Source organism: Rhodocyclus gracilis (assembly GCF_009617575.1).
Classification (GTDB): Bacteria; Pseudomonadota; Gammaproteobacteria; order Burkholderiales; family Rhodocyclaceae; genus Rhodocyclus; species Rhodocyclus gracilis.
The window spans coordinates 53,831-73,917 of record NZ_WIXJ01000006.1 but is presented as its reverse complement, the minus strand read 5'-3'; the positions used below and the strand labels follow the sequence as shown (position 1 = coordinate 73,917).

General features: G+C 67.8%; 15 protein-coding genes. 4 read left to right on the top strand and 11 right to left on the bottom strand.

Going from position 1 to position 20,087, the window contains the following annotated elements:
* Positions 1–40 precede the first annotated feature (40 nt).
* The 3 genes from GHK24_RS09485 to purL all read left to right on the top strand — a co-directional run bounded on the left by GHK24_RS09485 (position 41) and on the right by purL (position 5,635).
* Entirely contained in the window at positions 41–307 is a 267-nt protein-coding gene (locus GHK24_RS09485; RefSeq protein WP_153472582.1) for a hypothetical protein, read from the top strand.
* Positions 304–1,296, top strand: a complete 993-nt coding sequence (locus tag GHK24_RS09480; protein ID WP_153472580.1) for an ABC transporter substrate-binding protein — start codon at positions 304–306, stop codon at positions 1,294–1,296. Before GHK24_RS09485 ends, GHK24_RS09480 begins: the two co-directional genes overlap by 4 nt.
* 283 nt (positions 1,297–1,579) lie before the next feature.
* On the top strand, positions 1,580–5,635 hold the full coding sequence (purL, locus tag GHK24_RS09475; RefSeq protein ID WP_153472578.1) for a phosphoribosylformylglycinamidine synthase: 4,056 nt from the start codon (positions 1,580–1,582) through the stop codon (positions 5,633–5,635).
* A gap of 63 nt (positions 5,636–5,698) precedes the next feature.
* On the opposite strand, the gene GHK24_RS09470 is transcribed toward purL, so the two are convergent.
* The 5 genes from GHK24_RS09470 to GHK24_RS09450 all read right to left on the bottom strand — a co-directional run bounded on the left by GHK24_RS09470 (position 5,699) and on the right by GHK24_RS09450 (position 8,384).
* Entirely contained in the window at positions 5,699–6,079 is a 381-nt protein-coding gene (locus tag GHK24_RS09470) for a hypothetical protein (protein ID WP_153472576.1), read from the bottom strand.
* Between the two features lie 313 nt (positions 6,080–6,392).
* Entirely contained in the window at positions 6,393–7,190 is a 798-nt protein-coding gene (locus tag GHK24_RS09465) for a peptidylprolyl isomerase (RefSeq protein WP_153472574.1), read from the bottom strand.
* Between the two features lie 83 nt (positions 7,191–7,273).
* Positions 7,274–7,552, bottom strand: a complete 279-nt coding sequence (locus tag GHK24_RS09460) for a BolA family protein (RefSeq protein WP_153472572.1) — start codon at positions 7,550–7,552, stop codon at positions 7,274–7,276.
* Positions 7,549–7,851: a YciI family protein gene (locus tag GHK24_RS09455; RefSeq protein ID WP_153472570.1), complete on the bottom strand. Its 303-nt coding sequence runs from the start codon at positions 7,849–7,851 to the stop codon at positions 7,549–7,551. The genes GHK24_RS09460 and GHK24_RS09455 overlap by 4 nt, the downstream gene beginning before the upstream one ends.
* Entirely contained in the window at positions 7,851–8,384 is a 534-nt protein-coding gene (locus GHK24_RS09450; protein ID WP_153472567.1) for a septation protein A, read from the bottom strand. Before GHK24_RS09450 ends, GHK24_RS09455 begins: the two co-directional genes overlap by 1 nt.
* Positions 8,385–8,574: 190 nt before the next feature.
* Between GHK24_RS09450 and GHK24_RS09445 the strand changes: the two genes are divergently transcribed.
* Positions 8,575–11,523, top strand: coding sequence for a PAS domain-containing hybrid sensor histidine kinase/response regulator (locus GHK24_RS09445; protein WP_194286406.1), 2,949 nt, complete (start codon positions 8,575–8,577; stop codon positions 11,521–11,523).
* On the opposite strand, the gene bioD is transcribed toward GHK24_RS09445, so the two are convergent.
* The 6 genes from bioD to GHK24_RS09415 form a co-directional block, all read right to left on the bottom strand.
* Complete coding sequence (gene bioD, locus GHK24_RS09440) at positions 11,520–12,200, bottom strand: dethiobiotin synthase (RefSeq protein ID WP_153472563.1); 681 nt, start codon at positions 12,198–12,200, stop codon at positions 11,520–11,522. The genes GHK24_RS09445 and bioD overlap by 4 nt on opposite strands.
* Before the next feature lie 15 nt (positions 12,201–12,215).
* The gene (locus GHK24_RS09435; protein ID WP_153472561.1) at positions 12,216–13,976 is read right to left on the bottom strand and encodes an alpha/beta fold hydrolase; all 1,761 of its coding nucleotides are present in this window, start codon (positions 13,974–13,976) and stop codon (positions 12,216–12,218) included.
* 15 nt (positions 13,977–13,991) lie between these two features.
* Entirely contained in the window at positions 13,992–15,143 is a 1,152-nt protein-coding gene (gene bioF, locus GHK24_RS09430) for an 8-amino-7-oxononanoate synthase (protein ID WP_153472728.1), read from the bottom strand.
* A 41-nt stretch (positions 15,144–15,184) separates the two neighbouring features.
* Positions 15,185–16,528, bottom strand: a complete 1,344-nt coding sequence (locus tag GHK24_RS09425; protein WP_153472559.1) for an adenosylmethionine--8-amino-7-oxononanoate transaminase — start codon at positions 16,526–16,528, stop codon at positions 15,185–15,187.
* Positions 16,529–16,601: 73 nt separating this feature from the next.
* Positions 16,602–17,774 carry a DUF2863 family protein gene (locus tag GHK24_RS09420; protein ID WP_153472557.1) on the bottom strand — a complete coding sequence of 391 codons (1,173 nt, stop codon included), beginning with the start codon at positions 17,772–17,774 and terminating at the stop codon, positions 16,602–16,604.
* A 72-nt stretch (positions 17,775–17,846) separates the two neighbouring features.
* Positions 17,847–20,081, bottom strand: a complete 2,235-nt coding sequence (locus GHK24_RS09415; RefSeq protein ID WP_153472555.1) for a site-specific recombinase — start codon at positions 20,079–20,081, stop codon at positions 17,847–17,849.
* Positions 20,082–20,087: the final 6 nt, after the last annotated feature.

Genomic DNA, 20,087 nt, shown 5'->3' with positions numbered 1-20,087 from the left:
CGCCGGCGACAGGCTCGGCAAGTCTTGCCTGGCGGTCATCATGACGCTGGAAAAAGGCGGTTCGGTGCTCGCCATGACGGTGGAAACCGGCGACCTTTGTCGCTGCCAATCCGCGCGCAAAATGCCGTCCGATCATGATAAAAAAGGTGCAGACTCTGGCAACTCGTCGGGTCAGTGGGTATCCCTGACGGCGTTCGTGACGCGCGGTTGGCTGGTCGGTCGAAAAGGCCGCCGTGGGAAGAATTTCTGGAGCCTGTGTGCTGTCGAAACTGGGTCGGGTCTGTTGAGAACTGCCTCTTCGCCATGATCTGCAAACGCTTGGTCAGACATCCCGGTGCGCGCCTCGCCTGGCGGGCTGCGGCGCTGCTGCTGGCGTCGGCGTGGCTGGCGCTGGCGGGAAGCCTGGCCCAGGCGCAGGAGCGGGTGGCCTTGCTGCTCAGCGAGCGCGGCGGCCACTACAGTGAATTCATCGACGCGTTTTATCGGGCGCTCAACGAGCCACCGTCGAATGGCCGCACATTCACCGCCATCGAGATGAACGCCAATGCCGACGATGGCAGCGATCCGCGCCTGGCCGGCGTGTCGGTCGTGGTAGCCGTTGGTGTGCAGGCGATGCGCGCCGCTTCCGGCTGGGACAATGCACCGCCGACGCTGAACGTTCTGGTGCCGCGCACGCACTACGAGCGCGTCGTTACCGAGACCGGGCGGCGGCGGGCGCGGGCACAGTTCTCGGCGATCTATCTTGACCAGCCCGTATCGCGCCAACTCAATCTTTTGCATGAACTGATGCCGGGAAAACGTCGCGTGGCGACCGTGCTCGGCCCTGATTCCGAGTTCTATCTGCCCCGGCTGCGTGCCGCCGTGGCGCGTTCCGGGCATGAGTTGGTAAGCGAAGAAGTCAGCGCCGAGTTTGAGGTCATCCCCGCGCTGACGCGCTTGCTCGGGAGCGCCGACGTCTTTTTGGCCTTGCCCGACAGCGTCGTGTTTACGCGCGAATCGGCGCGCTCGATCCTCCTCACCAGTTACCGCTATCGCAAGCCATTGGTCGGGTTTTCGCAAGCCTACGTCAGCGCCGGCGCGCTGGCGGCGGTGTTCAGCACGCCATCGCAAATCGCCCGGCAGACGGTCGATATCCTGCGCGCCTTGCCGCCGGGGCGCTCGGCGTTGCCGGCACCGACGTATCCGACCTTCTTCTCGATTGCGGTCAATCGCGCGGTGGCCCGTTCCTTCGCGCTCAAACCGCCGGCTGACGGCGTTCTGCACGCGGTGCTCGCCAGCCAGCCGGAGGGCGAGTAAGCCCCCTCTGGGCTATAATCGCGCACCTTGGGGGGCTTGGGGTTTTCCGGGGGCCGGGCGTTGGTCGCCGTGCCTCGTTGTCGTTCGTTGCCGATCGTTGTGACGCACTGTGACTCGTTGTGCTCTTGACGCGTCGTGATGAGGCCGCCGACGTCGTCGTGAATGTCGTGCTGTCGCGGCGTTTTGCATTCTGCATGCCACGCTCTGTGCCGACCGGATTTTCCTCGCCGCCCCGCGCCTTCTTCGCTCTTCATTTTTTGCTTGTCGTTTCCGGACGCCCGCCATGGCCGATTCTGCTGCTGATTCCGTCGTTTCTTCCTCTTCTCCTGCTGCGCCGCGTCATGTTGCCGGACTGGAGTTTTTGCGCGGTGACAGCGCTCTTTCCGCTTTTCGCCGGGCGCGCCTCCAGGAACGACTGAGCGCACGCGTTCCCGGCGCCACGCTGGTTTCCGCCGAGCACTGGCATTTCGTTGCGCGGCGGCGCGACTGGGCAGGCGGCGAACGCGAACGCCTGGCGGCGCTGTTGTCTGAGCGCGCGCCAAGCCCCGCGACCGGCGAGCTGTTCCTCGTCACGCCCCGTTTGGGCGCGATTTCGCCCTGGTCGTCGAAGTCGACCGACATTGCCTGGAACTGCGGGCTCGACGCCATCGAGCGGATCGAGCGTGGCATCGCCTATCGCGTCGCCTTTCCCGGAACGCTAACGCCAGCGCAGCGCGCCGACATCGCTGACCTGCTGCATGACCGGATGACCGAAACCGTGCTCGACGATTTTGCGCGGGCGGCCGATCTCTTCCACCATGTCGCACCGCAACCGCTGGCGCGCGTCGATCTGCTCGCTGGCGGCCGTGCCGCGCTGGTCGAGGCCGATTCGCGTCTTGGCCTCGCGCTGTCGCCGGACGAGATCGACTACCTCGTCGACATCTTCACGCGCGCCGGGCGCAACCCGACCGACGTCGAGCTGATGATGTTCGCACAGGCCAATTCCGAGCACTGCCGGCACAAGATCTTCAACGCCGCCTGGGTGATCGACGGCGCGCCGCGCAGTGAGACGCTGTTCGGCATGATCCGCGAGACGCACAAGGCGCATCCCGAAGGCACCGTCGTCGCCTACTCGGACAACTCCTCGGTGATCGAGGGCGGCGTTGCGCAGCGCTTCTTCCCGACGCCCGACGGCGGCTACGGCTACCACGAGCAGCTGACGCACATCCTCGCCAAGGTCGAAACGCACAACCACCCGACGGCGATCTCGCCCTTCCCCGGTGCCGCCACCGGTTCCGGCGGCGAAATCCGCGACGAGGGCGCCACCGGCCGCGGCTCCAAGCCCAAGGCCGGCCTGTGCGGCTTCTCGGTCTCCGACCTGCAATTGCCCGGCGCGCTACAACCCTGGGAAGCCGATTCGGCGGCCTACGGCAAGCCGTCGCGCATCGCTTCGGCGCTTGAGATCATGCTCGACGGCCCGATCGGCGCCGCCGCCTTCAACAATGAATTCGGCCGGCCCAATCTCGCCGGCTATTTCCGCACCTACCAGCAGCCGGTCGACGGCGTCGTGCGCGGCTACCACAAGCCGATCATGATCGCCGGTGGCCTCGGCGCCATCGCCGCCGACCAGTGCTTCAAGGAAGAAACGCTCAAGGCGGGCGTGCTCTTCGTGCAGATCGGCGGCCCCGGCCTCCTGATCGGCCTCGGCGGCGGTGCCGCCAGCTCGATGAGCACCGGCGCCAATTCGGAAGACCTCGACTTTGCCTCGGTGCAGCGCGGCAACCCGGAAATGGAGCGGCGCGCGCAGGAAGTGATCGACCGCTGCTGGCAGCTCGGCGCGCCGGCAGGTGTCGGCTATGGTGTTGGCGACGGCAACCCGATCCTGTCGATCCACGACGTCGGCGCCGGCGGCCTGTCCAACGCGCTGCCCGAGCTCGCCCACGGCGGTGGTTGCGGCGCGCGTTTCGAACTGCGCGAGGTGCACATCGAGGAACCCGGCATGTCGCCGGCCGAGATCTGGTGCAACGAGTCGCAGGAACGCTACGTCCTCGCCATTCCGCCGACGCGGTTGGCCGAATTCCGCGCCCTCTGTGAGCGCGAACGCTGTCCGTTTGCCGTGGTCGGCGAAGCGACCGACGACGGCAAGCTCGTCGTCACCGACCGCCACTTCGGCGAGAACCCGGTCGACATGGACATGGAAGCGCTGCTCGGCAAGCCGCCGCGCATGACGCGAGAAGTGGCGCGCCTGCCGTCGCCCGGCGCCGACTTCGCGCTCGGCGGCATCGAACTCAAGGACGCCGCCTACCGCGTGCTGCGCCTGCCGGCGGTGGCCGACAAGACCTTCCTGATCAGCATCGGCGACCGCAGCGTCGGCGGGCTGACGGCGCGCGACCAGATGGTCGGCCCCTGGCAGGTGCCGGTCGCTGACGTCGCGGTGACGCTCGCCGATTTCGTCGGTCACACCGGCGAAGCCTTCGCCATGGGCGAGCGCACGCCGCTGGCGGTGCTCGACGCGCCGGCGTCGGTGCGCATGGCCATCGGCGAGGCGCTGACCAATCTCGCTGCCGCCGACATCGGCAAACTCGGCGACGTCAAGCTCTCGGCCAACTGGATGGCCGCCGCCGGTTTCCCCGGCGAGGATGCGCGCCTCTTCGACGCGGTGCGCGCCACTTCCGACCTGTGCCAGGCGATCGGCGTGTCGATCCCGGTCGGCAAGGATTCGCTGTCGATGCGCTCGGCCTGGGACGACGCCGGCACGCCGAAGTCGGTGGTCGCGCCGCTCTCCTTGATCGTCACCAGCTTCGCGCCGGTCGCCGACGCGCGGCGCACGCTGACGCCGCTGCTGGCACGCGAGCAGGCCGACACCGAACTGCTGCTGATCGACCTCGGCGCCGGCCGCAACCGCCTCGGCGCCTCGGCGCTGGCGCAGGTGTATGGCGCCGTCGGCCATGAGGTGCCCGACCTCGACGAGCCGGCGCGGCTGGCCGCCTTCTTCGCCGCCATCCGTAAGCTCGCCGGCGACGGCCTGCTGCTCGCCTATCACGACCGTTCCGACGGCGGCCTCTTCGCCGCCGCTGCCGAAATGGCCTTCGCCGCGCACTGCGGCGTCACGCTCGACATGGATGGCCTGTGCTACGACCCGCTGGCCAACGACGTCGACGGCGCCGAACGCAAGCCCGAGCTGATGGCCGGTCGCGCCGACGAGCGCCTGCTGCGCGCCTTGTTCAACGAGGAACTCGGCGCTGTCGTGCAGATCCGCCGCGCCGACCGTGACGCCGTGCTCGCCATCCTGCGCGGCGCCGGCCTCGGTGCCGCGACGCACTTCATCGGTCATCCCAACGCCGCCGACGAACTGCGCGTCGTGCGCAACGCCAAAGCGGTGTTCGCCGAGAAGCGCGTCGAGCTGCAGCGCGCCTGGTCGGAAACCAGCTACCGCATGCAGTCGCTGCGCGACAACCCGGACTGCGCGCAACAGGAATACGACCGCATCCTCGACGCCGCCGATCCTGGCCTGTCGGTGAGCTTGTCCTTCGACGCCAACGACGACGTGGCGGCACCTTTCGTTGCCAGCGCTGCGCGGCCGCGCGTCGCCATCCTGCGCGAGCAGGGTGTGAACGGCCAAGTCGAAATGGCTGCCGCCTTCGATCGTGCCGGCTTCGCCGCGGTCGACGTGCACATGAGCGACATCCTCGCCGGTCGCGTCAGCCTTGCCGACTTCAAGGGCGCCGTCGCCTGCGGCGGCTTCTCCTACGGCGACGTGCTCGGCGCCGGTCAGGGCTGGGCGCGTACCATCCTCTTCAACGCGCGCGCGCGCGACGAGTTCGAGCGCTTCTTCGCGCGTGCCGACGTGTTCGCCCTTGGCGTCTGCAACGGCTGCCAGATGATGAGCGCCTTGAAGGAACTGGTGCCGGGCGCCGCCGACTGGCCCCGTTTCGTGCGCAACCGCGTCGAGCAGTTCGAGGCGCGCTACGTGATGAGCGAGATCGTCGCTTCGCCGTCGATCTTCCTCTCGGGCATGGCTGGCAGCCGCCTGCCGGTGGTCGTCTCGCACGGTGAAGGCCGCGCCGAGTTCGACAGCGCGGCGCAGGCCGAGCGCGTCGCCGCCTCGCTCGCCGCGCTGCGCTACGTCGATAACCGCGGCGTGCCGACCGAGGTGTATCCGTACAACCCGAACGGCTCGCCGGGCGGGCTGACCGGCGTCACCACCGCCGACGGCCGCTTCACGATCATGATGCCGCACCCGGAACGCACCTTCCGCGCCGCGCAGATGTCCTGGCGGCCGGCCGACTGGGACGCCGCCGGCATCGAGGCTTCGCCCTGGCTGCGCATGTTCCGCAACGCCCGCCGCTTTATCGGCTGATCAAACAGAGACAGCGCAGGGCGGCGTTTGCCGCGCTGCGCTGTCTCTCTGTGAGTAGATCGCTCAGGCGAATTTCGTTGCCATGACGGCGCTGGCAAAAAGCAGCGCAGCGATCTGCATCAGCAAGGCGATGCGGCACCGCGAGTCTTCACCGCTCAGGTAGGCGCGCTTCGAGATGGCGGCAAAGATGCCGTGTACGACGAAGGCCGCCAGCCCGAGATAGGGGAAGATGTATTCGCGCCAGGGGCCGAGGAAAGTAACGGCCAGACCGGTGATACCGGCAATGCCGGTTACGGCGCGGTTGGCGATGTAAAGGACTTTCTGCTTGCCGCCGAGCGTCGTGCTTGGCGTTACCTTGCCCCAGGCCACGGCGGCCCAGGCGAGGGTGAACAAGAGCGAGAGCGCCGCAGTCAGCGCGTGCGAGTGTTGGAGAGCGGGATACATCGAGCGTTTCCTGTCAAAGAAGGGCGGGGAAAGAAGGTAAAGGCGGGTAACGGAAAATCAAGCGGAGAGCCAAACGGAGGATAAGGCGCCGGCCATGCCGCAGGTGGGCCGCTATGGTAAGTGGAGTCGGCGCGTGGCGTCGATCTGCCGTGCTTGCTCCGTCGCCAGCGCCGCATGCGGTGCGGGTGTCAGCCTCTCGATGAGTCCGTTGGTACCACGAAAACAGCGGCGCAACGAAAACGCCGGAACAGTAATACTGTTCCGGCGTTTTTTTGTCGCGGAGCCGACGCCTGGGCCGGCGGGCGCGCGGAGCTTACTCGACCTTGGCCTTGCTACGCAGATCGTTGACCATCTTTTCGATCTGCTGCTGTTGCGCGCGTTGCGCGAGCTGCGGCTTGATCGAATCGAACGGAGGCGGCGTCAGCGGGCGGACGTCTTCCTGCAGGATGACGTGGTAGCCGAACTCGGTCTTCACCGGCGTCTCGGAGTACTTGCCCTTTTGCAGCTTGGTCAGGGCATCGGCGAACGGCTTCACGTAGTTGGCCGGGCTGGCCCAGCCGAGATCGCCGCCGTTGTCCTTGGAGCCGGGGTCCTTCGACTGCTTGGCGAGTTCTTCGAACTTGGCGCCGCCCTTCAGCTTGGCGATGATCGCCTTGGCGTCGTCTTCCTTGTCGACGAGGATGTGGCGAGCCTTGTATTCGCTGCCGCCGAGTTGCGCCTTGACCTTGTCGTAGTCGGCCTTGAGGACTTCGTCGCTGATCGGGTGCGACTTCACGTACTCCTGAATGAAGGCGCGCACGTAGATCGCCTGACGCGCGAGGTCGGCTTGCGTGACCACGGCGGGTTGCTTGTCCAGCCCCTTCTTCTTGGCTTCTTGTGCCAGCAGTTCGCGGCGAATCAGCTCTTCACGCACCGCGTTTCTCAGTTCCGGCGAATCCGGTGCGCCCTGAGCCTTTTGCTCATTGATGAAGGCGTCAGCGGTGCCTTGCGAGATGGCAGTGCCATTGACCGTCGCAAAAACCGACCCTTTAGCCTTGTCGGCGGCGAAAGCCGGTGCCGAAAGCAGGGAGCCGACGAGCAGCGCGGCGGCCAGTGTCGAAAGCTTGTGCATGGATCTTTTTCCTTTTATTAGGTTGGTTCGGGTCGGTTGTGACTCCGCCGATGCCCGGAAAATAACTCGATGCGGCGCGATGATTATACGTCTTCGGGCGCCAGCGGCTTGATGCTCAGCGCGTGCACGGCGCCGCGCATGAGATCGTCCACTGCCTCCATGACGAGGCGATGACGCGCCAGCGGCGTCAGCCCCGAAAAAGCGTCGGCGACGATCAGCAGGCGGTAGTGTCCGCCACCGTTGCGTGCGCCGGCATGGCCAGCGTGCTTCGCCGATTCGTCGATGATTTCGAGGCGGCGCGGCGACAGATGCGCCAGTCGCTCGCGCAACTGCTCTTCAACGCCGGCGGTCGGCGTGCTCATGCCGGCAAGGTCTTGCGGAAGGGGCGGACGCTGACGCTGGCGTAGACGCCGGCGGCAACGAAGGGATCGGCGTCCGCCCATTGGCGCGCCTCGTCCAGCGAGGCGAACTCGGCGACGATGAGGCTGCCGGAAAAGCCGGCGGGGCCGGGGTCATTGGCGTCGATGGCCGGGAAGGGGCCGGCCAGCAGCAGACGGCCGGCGTGTTGCAGCTGGTTCAGGCGTTCCAGGTGGGCCGGGCGGGCGGCGAGACGGGCGGCGAGTGAATCAGGCCGGTCGTCGGCCATGATGGCGTAGAGCATCAGGGTTTCTCCTCAATGTACTTCGCGAGCAGCAGGCCTTGGACGACGACGAAAACGAGCATCAGGCCCATGCCACCGAAGAGTTTGAAATTGACCCAGTCATCGGTCGAAAAGTTGTAGGCGATGCCGAGGTTGGCACAGCCCATGAAGACGAAGAAAGCGATCCAGGCGACATTGAGTCGCTGCCAGACCGCCTCCGGCAGCTGCATCTGCTCGCTCAGGAGCTTGCGAATCAGATTCTTGCCGAGGAAGCGCTCGCTGCCGAAGAGGGCGATGGCGAACGCCCAGTAAAGGATGGTCGGCTTCCACTTGATGAACGATTCATCATGCAGCGCCAGCGTCATGCCGCCAAAAACGCCGACGATGACAAGCGACACCCAGAGCATCGGCTCGACGCGGCGGTGGCGCAGCCAGACCCAGGCGATCTGGGCGACGGTGGCGGCAATGGCGACGCTGGTGGCGACGTAGATGCCGGCCGCCTTGAAAGCGATGAAAAAAAGGATGACCGGAAAGAGGTCGAAAAGAAACTTCATGCGCGGCTCGTCAAAGGTGGTTCCGCGAAGGCGGATCAGGTGGCCGGAAGTGACGCCGCGTAGGGTGGCGAGCGGCAGGCGGCGGGGCAGATAAGGTGGGAAGGCGCCGGCACATGGCGGCAGGGTGCGGCGATTATGGACGATGCGCCGAGCGGCTGTCCATGGCGCACGCGCGTTATACTCGCCGGCCATGAAACCTGCCCGCCTGCCTCCTTCGGATTCCATCGGCGTTCGCCTGGCGGTCATTGTTTTCGCGCTGCTGCTCGGTTTGTTGCTCCTGCTCTTGAGTCTGGTCGGGTATTACCTGCCGGAGGCCCAAGGCTTTGCGCTGTCGGGCGTCGTGATCGCCGTCGCGGCCAGCCTTGCCGGTGCCGGTGTCTTTTTGCTGGTCTTGCGCTCGCCCTTGCTGGAGCTCAAACGCGCTGCGTCGCGCTTGCGGCAGCAGGACGCCGAAATTGCCGCCAGCCAGCGTTTCTTCGCTGGCATGACCGACGCGCTGGGGCAGGGGATCATTGCCAGCGATGCCGAGGGACGCTGTTCCTTCATCAACGCCGAAGGCGAGCGCCTGCTCGGCTGGGTGCGCGCCGATCTGCTCGGACGCAACGTGCACGAGGCTGTGCACTTTCGTACCGCCAGCGGTTTGCCGCTGGCGCAGGACGAATGCCCGCTGCATGCGCCGGTGCTTGCCCGTCAGCCCTTCCGTTCGGATCTGGATGCCTTCATCCGGCGCGACGGGAGCGCCTTTGCCGTATCGCTTGTATCGACGCCGCTCTTTGCCGACGGCGAGTATGTCGGCAGCGTCGTCGTCTTTCAGGACATCAGCGAGCGACGCGACGAAGAGGAACGTCTGCTGGCGATGGCGTCGCGTCTGTCGGCGCTGCTCGAAAGCATGCACGCTGGCGTCATGCTCGAGGACGAGGCGGGTCGGGTCGTCATTGCCAATCAGTCCTTGTGTTCGCTTTTTGCCATCGATGCCGTCGGTGGCGAGCTGTGCGGCGTCGCTGCCGCCGCCGTGCTCGACGAGGCGGCGCGCCTGCTGCAACGTCCGGCGCAGTTGGCCGAACTGGTGGCACGCGCGGCGGCCAACGCGCCAGCCGCCCTGATGCGCGGCGAGCGTGTAGTGCCGCTCGGCGCGGCGTGTGCCTTGGCCGAGCGCGAACTGCTGCTGGCCGATGGTCGTGTGTTCGAGGTCGATCAGGCGCCGGTCTTCCTCTACCCCGATCTGCCGCGCGTCGAGGATTACCGGGGGCGTCTCTGGGTGTTCCGCGATATCAGCGAGCGCAAGAAGGTCGAGCGCCAGTTGCAGCACGCCAAGGAACTTGCCGAGTCGGCCAGCCACACCAAAGGCGTCTTTCTCGCCGCGATGAGCCATGAGTTGCGTACGCCGCTGAATGGCGTCGTCGGCATGACCGAACTCGCGCTGGAGACCGCGCTCGACGCGCAGCAGCGCGATTATCTGGAGATGGTGAAGGCCTCCGCCGATGCGCTGCTGTCGATCATCGACGACATTCTCGATTTCTCGAAGATCGAAGCCGGGCGTCTGGAGATCGAGCGCGTCTCTTTCTCCTTGCGCGACTGGCTGGCGCAGACATTGCGCCCGCTCGCCGTGCGCGCCGCGCAAAAGGGCTTGCGCCTCGACTGGCACATTGATGAGTCTCTCCCGGACGCCGTGCTCGGCGATCCGGCGCGCTTGCGCCAGATCCTGATCAACCTCGTCGGCAACGCCATCAAGTTCACCGCTACCGGCAGTATCCGGGTCGAGGTGGCTGGCCTGGCGGCAGCGAGTGACGCGCCCGTGGCTGCCGCCACGCCGGTCGCCCTGGAGATCGCCGTCACCGATACGGGTATGGGCATCGCGCCGGAAAAACACGCCGAGGTCTTCGCCGCCTTCACGCAGGCCGATAGCTCGATTACGCGGCGTTTTGGCGGCAGTGGTTTGGGGCTCGCCATTACGCGCAAGCTCGTACGCATGATGGATGGCGAGATATCGCTCGACAGTACGCCGGGCCTTGGCAGCACGTTTCGTGTCCGGCTCGCTCTGGCGCGCGGCGATGCGTCGGCGCTCGTGGCGGGTATTCCGGGAGCAGATTCCGGGAGTCCACCGCCGGAATCGGTTGGCGCCATGATGGCTGCGCTGACGAGCGGTGTGCGGCGTCTGCGGGTGCTGGTGGCCGACGATACGCCGATCAATCAGCGCCTCGCCAGTGCCCTGCTCGAAAAGCACGGCCATCAGGTCGTCGTCGCCGACGATGGCGAGGCGGCGCTGGCGTGTATCGCCAGCGAGCCCTTCGATGTGGTGCTCATGGACATCCAGATGCCGCGGCTCGATGGCCTCGACGCGACACGTGCGCTGCGTCGTGAGGAGGCCTCCTCTAGGGCGCAGGAATCTCCGGGGCAGCAGGAAGCGCGGCGGCCATCGCACCTGCCGGTGCTGGCGCTGACGGCGAGTGTCACGCGCGAAATGCAGGACGAGTGCCGCGCTGCTGGCATGGACGGGCATCTCGCCAAGCCGCTGCGCGCCGAGGCCTTATTCGCGGCGATTGCCAGCGTCCTGCCACCGCTGACGGCGGAAGAGCTGGCAGCACTGGCGCCTCGGGAGGCTGTGAGTGGCAAGAGCGGCATGGTGTCGGCGGCTACGAACCTCGCCGGGGAAGCCGCCAGGCATCTGGCCAGCAATGCGGCTAACGACCCGTCGGGTGCGGCGCAGGTGTCTGGCGATGGCCGCGCGTCGAGGCGGGCGCTGGCCTTGGCGCAGCTCGGCGGCGATGTGGCGCTCTATGTGCAGGTGGTCGAAGTTTTCCGTAGCAGCTTGCCGGCGGCTCGCGCGTCACTGGACGCGGCGCTGGCACGCGGCGAGCGTGGGGCGCTGGCGCGCGAGGCGCATTCGCTGAAAAGCGTCTTTGGCACCTTCGCCGATACGGTGGGTAGTCAGCTCGCCGCCGGGCTGGAGGCGATGGCGGAGAGGGCCGACGACGTTTCGTCACCAGAGGCGCTGACGGCCGAGGTGGCAAAGCTGCACGCGGCTCTGACGCGTCTCGCCGCCGAACTCGCCGCAGAGAACGGGCCGGGAAGCGCGGGGAACTGCGACGCAGGCGCTAGTCAGCCTGACGGCGACCACCCCGCCGCAAGCGCACCTTAGTCGGGGAGGCGCAGTCCGGCGCCAGCGCAAGCGGGCGTCACACCGTGCTCGACAACGCCGAGGAGCGGCGCCGGCAACAGGCGCGCGAGCGTGGCGAGGTTTTCCTCGACGCGCGGCATGTCGGGGTCGATGCGGTTGGCGACCCAGCCGACGACCGGCAGCCCGCGCCCGGTGATCGCCTCGTAGCTGAGCAGCGCGTGGTTGATGCAGCCCAGACGCATGCCGACGACGAGGATGACCGGCAGATCGAGTGCGACCGCCAGTTGGGCGGCGTCGATCTCGTCGCCCAGCGGCACGAGAAAGCCGCCGACGCCTTCCACCAGCGTCGCATCGGCGAGCGCGCGCAGTTCGCCGAAGGCGTCGACGATGCGCGGCAGTTCGACGCTGACGCCTTCATCGGCGGCGGCGATGTGCGGCGCAATGGCGGCGCGAAAGCAGTAGGGATTACGCAGCGCGCGCGGCGCGTCGACGTTCGAGGCATCGGCCAAGGCGCTGACGTCTTCGTTGTCGCCCGCTACGTCCGTTCCGCTGGCGACAGGCTTCATGCCGACGGCGCGCAGGCCGCGTTGGCGCAAGGCGTGCAGCAGGGCGCAGGTGACAAAGGTCTTGCCGACGCCGGTGTCGGTGCCGGCGATAAACCAGGCGGGGCGTCGGGCGGGCGGAATCGGGGTCGTCATGAGGGCAAATGAACGCTAAAAAGTCGGTGGGAAGATCGCGCAGGCGGCAGCCGGCGGGTGTGCCGCCTTGCGCGCGTGGACGAGAATGACGTCGTAGCTGGCGGGTAATCCCGCCGGCTGGCGCTGTGCTTCGTAGGCGGCGGTGAACGCCTGCCAGACGCGGCGGCTCATCAGCCCGCGCCGGGCGCCGCCGCCGACGCCGTTGGCGCCGATGTCGCGCACGGCAGCGAGCAGGGCGCGCAGCGTGTCGTAATGCAGTGTCAGCGTCTGTCGTTCGAGCCGGATGTCGACAAAGCCGGCCTGTTGCAGATGCTCCCGCACGGTGTCAGGGTCCGTGAAGGCCAGAGTGTGACGGTAGCGATCGATGCCGGCGAAGGACTGCCGGAGTTCGGCGAAGGTGTCCGGGCCGAGCGTCGACAGCGCCAGATGGCCGCCGGCGCGCAGACTGCGGGCCGCTTCTGCCAGCACGCGCGCGCTGTCGCACCACTGCACGGCAAGGCTCGACCAGTAGAGGTCGAAGACGCCGGGCGCGAAAGGCAGGGCTTCGATGTCGCTGGCGACCCGTGCCGAGCCGCCATGCGTCGGATGGGCCAGCATGGCGGGGGCGAAGTCGGCGGCGACGAGTTCGATCCCCTCCCAGCGTGCGCGCAATTCGAGACCGCCAAACCCCGTGCCGCAGCCGGCGTCGAGGGCTAGCGGCCGGGTAGGTGAGGGGGCGCGCCATGGGGCTGGCGCGTGCGGCGGTGCCGTACCGAGGGTTGCGGCGTCGTCGCAGGTCGGCGCGAGGGTCTTCGGAAGCCCGGCGCAGAGCAGAGCGGCAACGCGGCGCTGGATGACCGCGACGTCGTCGTAGGCCGCCGCAGCGCGGTCGAAGGCCGCGCGCACGAGACGCTTCGGCGGCAGCGTCGGGTCGGCAGCGCCGGACTGGGCGATGTTCTTGCCGAGAAAGCGGGCGATAGCCGCCGCGACCTGTTCCGGTTCGGCAAGAAAGGGCGCGTGCGCGGCGTCGGCAAGGCAGACGTATTCGCTCGTCTCGATCTGCGCGGCGAGGAATTCCGCTGCGCCGGGCGGGGCGATGGCGTCGTGCGCGCCGTGCACGATCAGCGTCGGCACGCGGCAGGCGCGCAGTGGCGGCCGCAGGTCGACGTCGCGCAGCCAGTCGAGTCCGCGCGCCAGCGCTGCCGGGGCAGGGGCGGGCGTAGTTGCCAGCAGATTGGTCAGCGCGCGCGTCAGGGGGCGTGCCTGCCGGTCGCCCTGATTGAGCTGCGCGGCAAAGCGGCGGCGCGTCGCCACGGCATCGCTGGCGAGCGCCTCGCGAAAGCCGGCGAGCGTTGCGGCGGGCTGGGCTGCCGGCCAGTCGGCACGTTCCTGAAAACACGGCGTGGCGCCGATCAGGATCAGGCCACCGATTTTTTCGGGGTTGGCGGCGGCGGCATGCAATGCCAGCAGTCCGCCGAGCGACCAGCCGCCAAGCACGACGCCGGCGGGCAGTGCGTCGACCATGGCTTGTGCGCACGCGGCAAAGGTTTCGTCACGGTCGGCGACGCCGTCGTAGCCGGGCAGGCTGAGGCGGTGGATCTGCCAGTGCGGTGCCGCGGCTTGCGTCGCGTCGGTCTGCGGCGTGGCGAGGAGTGGATGGTCGAGGGGGGCGAGCGCGGTGCGCAGGGCGCTCAGCGTGCTCTGCCAGACTTCGGCGCCGAATCCCCAGCCGTGGATGAGGGCGAGATGGCGGGAAGGCGCGCGCGCGCGGGGGGGGTGGGCGACAGACACAGACATGGTGGCAGGCGGCGGTCAGTCGAGTGCGCGCAGCGCATCGACGAGCTGGCTGACGTGCGCGGTGGCATGGGCGGCACTGAGCGAGACGCGCAGGCGCGCCTGCCCGGCGGGGACGGTCGGTGGGCGGATGGCCGGCACCCATAGGCCGCGTTCGGCGAGGGCGGCGGCGACGGCAATGACTTCGTGGTTGTCGCCGACGAGGACCGGCTGAATGGCGGTCGGCGAGGGCAAGAGTCGCCAGCGGGTGTCGGCGAGGCCGCTACGCAACTGCTCGCGCAAGCCGGCCAGATGCGCGCGCCGCGATTCGCCCTCGGCAATCAGATCGAGCGCCGCCAGAAGCGCGTTGGCGAGCAAGGGGGGCGACGCTGTCGTGAAGATGTGACTGCGCGCGCGTTGCAGGAGCCAGTCGATTACTGTTGCTTCTGCGGCAACAAAGGCGCCGGAAACGCCGGCGGCTTTGCCGAGAGTTCCCATGTAAACGATGCGCGGCGATTTCTTCAGGCAACAATGATCGAGGCTGCCGCGTCCTTGATGTCCGAGAACGCCAAAGCCGTGCGCGTCGTCGATGACGAGCCAGGCGTCGTAGCGTTCGGCGAGGTCGAGCAGTTCGGGCAGCGGGGCGACGTCGCCGTCCATGCTGAAGACGGCGTCGGTCAGGATCAGACGGCGGCGCGCCGGGCGGCTCGCCAGCAGACGTTCGAGGGCGGCGAGGTCGCCGTGCGGGTAGCGATGGCTATCGGCGCGGGAGAGTTGAACGGCGTCGATCAGCGAGGCGTGATTGAGGCGGTCGGCAAAGACGGCGTCGCCACGCCCGACCAGCGTCGGCACGATGCCGATGTTGGCGAGATAGCCGGTCGAAAAAAACAGGGCGCGCGGATAGCCAACGAACTCGGCCAGACGGCGCTCCAGTTCGGCATGTGGGGAGAAATGGCCGCTGACGAGCGCCGAAGCGCCCGCGCCCACACCCCAGTGACGGGCGCCGTCGATGGCGGCGTCGATCACCGCCGGATCGTTGGCCAGACCGAGATAGTCGTTGCTGGCGAAGCTGATCAGGGTGCGCCCGTCGATCGTCGCCACCGGGCCGCAGGGCGCTTGCAGCGTCGGCGGCCGGCGGGTCAGTCCGTCGGCGTCGAGTTTTTCCAGTTGTCGCGCCAGATCGGCAAGCATCTCGGGCATTTCCGGCGGGCGTGGCGTCTCCGGAGTGACGCTCACGGTTGCAGACTCGCGCGCAGCGCAGCGCCGATGCCTTGCCCGAGCAGCGCGCACTCGTTTTCCGTGATGAGATAGGGCGGCATGACGTACACGGTGTTGCCGATGGGCCGCAGCAGCAGCCCGCGCGCCAGCGCTTCGCGGTGAAAGCGGCGGCCAAAGCCGGGGTCGCTGTCGACGACGTCAAAGGCGGCGATCATGCCGCGCTGTCGCAGGTGGCGGACTTGCGGGTGCTCGCCAAGCGGCGCCAGATGCTGAGCGATGTGTTGCGCGAGCTGGCGATTGGCGGCGAGCGTGTTCTGGCTTGCGAAGAGGTCGAGCGTCGCCAGCGCGGCGCGGCAGGCCAGCGCGTTGCCCGTGTAGGAATGCGAGTGCAGAAAGGCGCGCGTTGTACTGTCGTCCCAGAAGGCGGCATAGATGGCGTCGCTGCTGAGGACGACCGACAGCGGCAGGTAGCCGCCGGAAATGCCCTTCGACAGGCAAAGCAGGTCGGGGCGGATGCCGGCTTGTTCGTGGGCGAAGAAGGTGCCGGTACGGCCATAGCCGACGGCGATTTCGTCGCAGATGAGGTGAACCTCGTAGCGGTCGCAGAGGGCGCGGGCCAGACGCAGGTATTCCGGGTCGTACATGGCCATGCCGTTGGCGCACTGGATCAGCGGCTCGACGATGAAGGCGGCGATGCGCTCGTGCTGGTCGGCGAGGATGGCTTCGAGGCCGGCGGCGGCGCGGCGGGCGACGTCAACTGCGCTTTCGCCCGCGGCGGCCTGCCGGGCGTCGGGGCTGGGGGCGACGGCGGCGGCGCGGATCAGCGGCGCGTAGGCGGCGCGGAAGATGGCGACGTCGGTGACGGCCAGCGCGCCGACCGTCTCGCCGTGGTAGCCACCGGCGACGCAGACGAATTCGCATTTTTCGCTGCGCCCGCGATTGCGCCAGGCATGCACCGACATCTTCAGGGCGATTTCGGTGGCCGATGCGCCGTCGGAGGCGAAGAAGCAGTGGCCGAGCGCGCCGTCGGTGAGCGCCGACAGGCGCTCCGCCAGCGTGACGGCGGGCGTGTGCGTGAAACCGGCGAGCAGCACGTGCTCCAGTGTTTCGAGCTGATCGCGTAGCGCCGCGTTGATCGCCGGGTGGCAGTGGCCGAAGAGGTTGACCCACCAGGAGCTGATTGCGTCGAGGTAGCGTTTGCCCTCGCAGTCGGTCAGCCAGACGCCTTCGCCGCGCGCGATGGGGGTCAGCGGCAGCCAGGACTCATGCGCGGCGAGTGCCGGCGAATGCTGCTTCATCTGCGTGCACGGATGCCAGATGGCGGCGAGGCTGCGGCGCAGGAGTTCGTCGTTGGTCATGATGGTAAAAGGCCGCCCGGAAGGGCGGCCACAGGGTTGCAGGTGATGGGCGGTGACGCGATGGGCGACTCGCTCAGTGCAGGGTTTGTGAGGCGGTGTTGGCGCTTTCGGGCATTTCGGCGTGCACCGTTTCGCCTTCGAGATTGGGGTAGAGCGGCGCGCCGCAATCGTCGCAAAACTCGAAGGGGAACTGCTGGTCGAGACTGACGATTTCCTTGACGCCCGACTCGCGCAGGACGGCTTCGATTTCGCCGATGATGTCGGTATTTTCGTCTTCGGCGCCGAGCAGCGGCCAGACGACGCCGTGATAGACGGCATCGGAGTCGCGCGGACCGAAGGAAATGCGGAATTCCTCCAGTTGCCGGTCGTGAAAGCCGCCGATGACGGCACGCAGCGATTCAGTCGGCTGGCCGAGCGTGGTCTGCAAAAACGCTGCCGAGGCGTGTACGGAGTAAGGGCGCGAGGCGCTGTCGGCGTTGCGGCAGGCGGCGTGATAGGAGTCGGCGAGCAGCGGCTGGAAGGCGCAGCCGGTGAGCAGCGGTTCGAGGCAGGGGCCGCCCTGCTTGACCCATTCTTTTTGTGCCTGTTCGCGGTTGCCGTCGCTCTCGTTCCAGCGGAAGAGCGGTGCGCCGCGCGGCACGGCGACGGCGCCAACGAGGTAGCGCGTGTCAGACAGGAAGCGCGAGGTTTCCGGCAGCGTTTCGACGTCGAGCGACAGGTCGCGGTGTTCGAGCGCGGCGCCGCCGAGTTCGCGCAGCAGGCGCCAGGTGTCGACAAAGCTGCGCGGCAGTTGGTCGGGGCTGTAGAGGAAGTCCACCAGCGCAATATCGGCGCCGGCGGCGAAGACGTGCGCGCCGAGCTGGACTTTCAGCGATTGCAGCGTGCCGCCGCCGATGCGTTCGGCCGGGATCGAAAAGCGCGACCAGGCGAGTACCGGCGCGTTGAACAGCAGGATGTCGAAATCGCGGCCCTGATGCGTGAGTACGCAGGATTCGGCGCAGGATTCGACGAGATCCGCGAGTTCGTCGTGAGCGTCGGCGTGGGTGTCGTAGAGCCGGTCAAGCGCGGCGTTGATGTCGTCCTCGGCGCCATCGGCGAGCAACCGCTCCGTCAGCGCGACGAGTTGCGCTTCCCACAGGTGGTCTTCGAGGCGACCGCCCGATTCGGCGAGGCCGGTAGCGAGCCGGCCCAGTTCTCCCGCGTCGGGGGAAATGCGTTTGCGCGCGGAGAAGCGGGTGCGTTTCATGATAGGCCTTGCAAGAGAATCAGGAACGTATTGTAGCAAGCTGCCGCCGGCCGTGCCCGACCTTGGCGCGCCTTATGTCTCATGGGGCGCGCGCGCTTTCGGGGGCAGGAAGAAGTCGCGTGGCTGGCGGGCCAGATGACGCGCCAGCGAGGCGCCGATCAGCCGCCATTGCGCGTCGGACACCTGCCGGGCGCGCAGGGCGACGTTGAGCGCGAGGGCGAAGCTCACCAGCAAATTGGCCGTGCCGATGGCCACGACGCCCAGCACCGCCCAGACGAGCGTCCAGGCATCGGGCGCGAAGCCGGTACCGACCGTGGCGATGCCGATGAAGGCCGACGAGAAGGCGACGTGGCGAATATCGAGCGGCAGCCCGAACAGCACGCCAATGATCGTCGTGCCGCCGAGCAGAAAGCCGAAGGTCAGATTGCCGGCGAGGGCGCCGAGGTTGTCGCCGATATAGCGGGCGACGCGCTGCATGCGCGCTTCGCCGAGCAGCCGTCGCGGCCAGGCGAGTTGCAGCAGGCGTTCGGGAATGCGGTTATAGGCGGCGTAGTTGTCGAAATAGCCGGAAATCAGCCCGGCGAGGAAGAGGCAGACGCCAGCGATGGCGGCATAAAAGACGGCGCCGCTCTTGATCAGGCTTTGCTCTTCGAGCAGGTGCATCGATTTGTCGGCGTCGGCCAGCGGCGTGCCGGTCACGGTGACAAAGGCGATGGCGAGGAAGGCCGCCAGCGGAATGGCGACGCCGATGTTGCCGAGGATGGCGACGATCTGGCTGCGTACGGTACTGGCGATCAGCGCCGTCAGCGCTTCGATGTCGCGCACCTTGCCGCCGGACTGGCTGATGCGCGCGGCGATGGCGTTGGCGGTCATCGCCGGCTGCTTGGTGGCGACCGCGCCATGCAGGATGTGGATCAGGCAAAAGCCCAGCCCGTAGTTGAGACAGAAAGCGAGGGCGCCTGTCGCCGGCGGCATGCCGGCCTTGGCCAGCACGAGTTTGATGCAGGCCATGAAGGCGATGATGAAGCCGCCGATCATCGCCGAGCGTGCCATGGCGAGGTATTCGCCACGCGTTTCGGTGATGTAGTGCTCGCCGTGGTGGCCGGCGTTCTCGGTCACGCGCAGCGAGAGGAGTTCGACGTTCTGCCGCCAGTGCGGGCGCAAGGCGTCGCGCTGGCATTCGTCGGCAACCCGCTGCATGAAGAGGCGGACGATGGGCGCTTGCGCGCTGTGTCCGGACGGGTCGGCGTGCCAGACGGTGACGATGTCGAGCAACTGTTCGGCGCGGCCGATGAGTTGCTCGAGGCGTTGCAGGTGATAGGTGAGACGAATGCTGGCGCCCTGCCGTGCGGCGCGGCGGCGCACACGGGCGATGACGTCGCGGCACTGGTCGAGCAGGACGCGCAGGTGGCGGTCATCGGCGTCGGCGGCGAGACCCTCGCCGCTCGGGCCCCTGGCGAGCCGGTCGAGGTAGGCCAGCAGTTCGCCGTTTTGCGCGATGAAGGGCGACTGGTGCGATTGCGCCGTCGCCGCGTCGGCCAGCGAGGGGATCAGGCGCAGCAGTTCCGATTCGCTGCCCAGCGCCGCAATCCAGGTCGACACGACACGCAGCGAGTGCTGCATTTCGCCATGCGCGCGCGGTGGCGTGGCGGAGGGCGCGGCAGCTGCGTCTTCGCCAAAGCGCAGGGCGTCGACGACATGTAGCCAGGCGTCTTCGCCAGCGCCGCTGACCCAGCGGAAATCATCGGGGCGATGGAAGACGCGGCGTAGCACGCTGCGCAGCAGGCCCGGATCGGGCACGTCTGGCAGCAGCTTGTGGCCGATGCGGCGGAAGGCTTCGGAAAAAAAGCCGGTGTTCGGCAAGATGCCGGAGGCGGCGTACAGCTCGGAGTGGCGATGGCTCTGGCTCAGTTCGCGAATGGCGCTACGCATGCCAGCGCGCAGTGCCGGCCGTTCGCCGAGCAGGAAACACAGGGCTTGCAGGCTGCGTCGCGCGCTCTCGGTATCGTCGGCGTCGCGTGGGCGCAGGCAGTCGATCAGGGCGACGAAGAGGTCGGCGGGTGTTTCGTCGTGCGCGCGCGTCGTGCCATTGCTGCGCGCCGTCTGTGCGGGGGCGGCGGATGAGGAGAACGCGGAGGCCGCCGAGGCCGGGAGGGGGCGGCGATCCTCCGTCGCGCCACGGCCGCTGCCCGTTGGTGAGAAAGGCGCTGCAGGGGCGGCGGCGGGCAAAAGAGCCGCAGAGAGCGAAGAGTCTGGACTCTCTGCCGGCGCGGCGAGGGCGGCAAAGCGCTGAAGGATTTCTTCCATCGGTTC

What these genes read in the sequence shown, in the direction of transcription:
- bioF (WP_153472728.1), bottom strand. Translation starts at nt 15,143, where the DNA reads ATGCTTGCCGATCTGGCGCGACAACTGGAAAAACTCGACGCCGACGGA.
- GHK24_RS09415 (WP_153472555.1), bottom strand. Translation starts at nt 20,081, where the DNA reads ATGGAAGAAATCCTTCAGCGCTTTGCCGCCCTCGCCGCGCCGGCAGAG.
- GHK24_RS09425 (WP_153472559.1), bottom strand. Translation starts at nt 16,528, where the DNA reads ATGACCAACGACGAACTCCTGCGCCGCAGCCTCGCCGCCATCTGGCAT.
- GHK24_RS09455 (WP_153472570.1), bottom strand. Translation starts at nt 7,851, where the DNA reads ATGCTCTACGCCATCATGGCCGACGACCGGCCTGATTCACTCGCCGCC.
- GHK24_RS09485 (WP_153472582.1), top strand. Translation starts at nt 41, where the DNA reads ATGACGCTGGAAAAAGGCGGTTCGGTGCTCGCCATGACGGTGGAAACC.
- GHK24_RS09435 (WP_153472561.1), bottom strand. Translation starts at nt 13,976, where the DNA reads ATGTCTGTGTCTGTCGCCCACCCCCCCCGCGCGCGCGCGCCTTCCCGC.
- bioD (WP_153472563.1), bottom strand. Translation starts at nt 12,200, where the DNA reads ATGACGACCCCGATTCCGCCCGCCCGACGCCCCGCCTGGTTTATCGCC.
- purL (WP_153472578.1), top strand. Translation starts at nt 1,580, where the DNA reads ATGGCCGATTCTGCTGCTGATTCCGTCGTTTCTTCCTCTTCTCCTGCT.
- GHK24_RS09420 (WP_153472557.1), bottom strand. Translation starts at nt 17,774, where the DNA reads ATGAAACGCACCCGCTTCTCCGCGCGCAAACGCATTTCCCCCGACGCG.
- GHK24_RS09450 (WP_153472567.1), bottom strand. Translation starts at nt 8,384, where the DNA reads ATGAAGTTTCTTTTCGACCTCTTTCCGGTCATCCTTTTTTTCATCGCT.
- GHK24_RS09460 (WP_153472572.1), bottom strand. Translation starts at nt 7,552, where the DNA reads ATGAGCACGCCGACCGCCGGCGTTGAAGAGCAGTTGCGCGAGCGACTG.
- GHK24_RS09470 (WP_153472576.1), bottom strand. Translation starts at nt 6,079, where the DNA reads ATGTATCCCGCTCTCCAACACTCGCACGCGCTGACTGCGGCGCTCTCG.
- GHK24_RS09480 (WP_153472580.1), top strand. Translation starts at nt 304, where the DNA reads ATGATCTGCAAACGCTTGGTCAGACATCCCGGTGCGCGCCTCGCCTGG.
- GHK24_RS09465 (WP_153472574.1), bottom strand. Translation starts at nt 7,190, where the DNA reads ATGCACAAGCTTTCGACACTGGCCGCCGCGCTGCTCGTCGGCTCCCTG.
- GHK24_RS09445 (WP_194286406.1), top strand. Translation starts at nt 8,575, where the DNA reads ATGAAACCTGCCCGCCTGCCTCCTTCGGATTCCATCGGCGTTCGCCTG.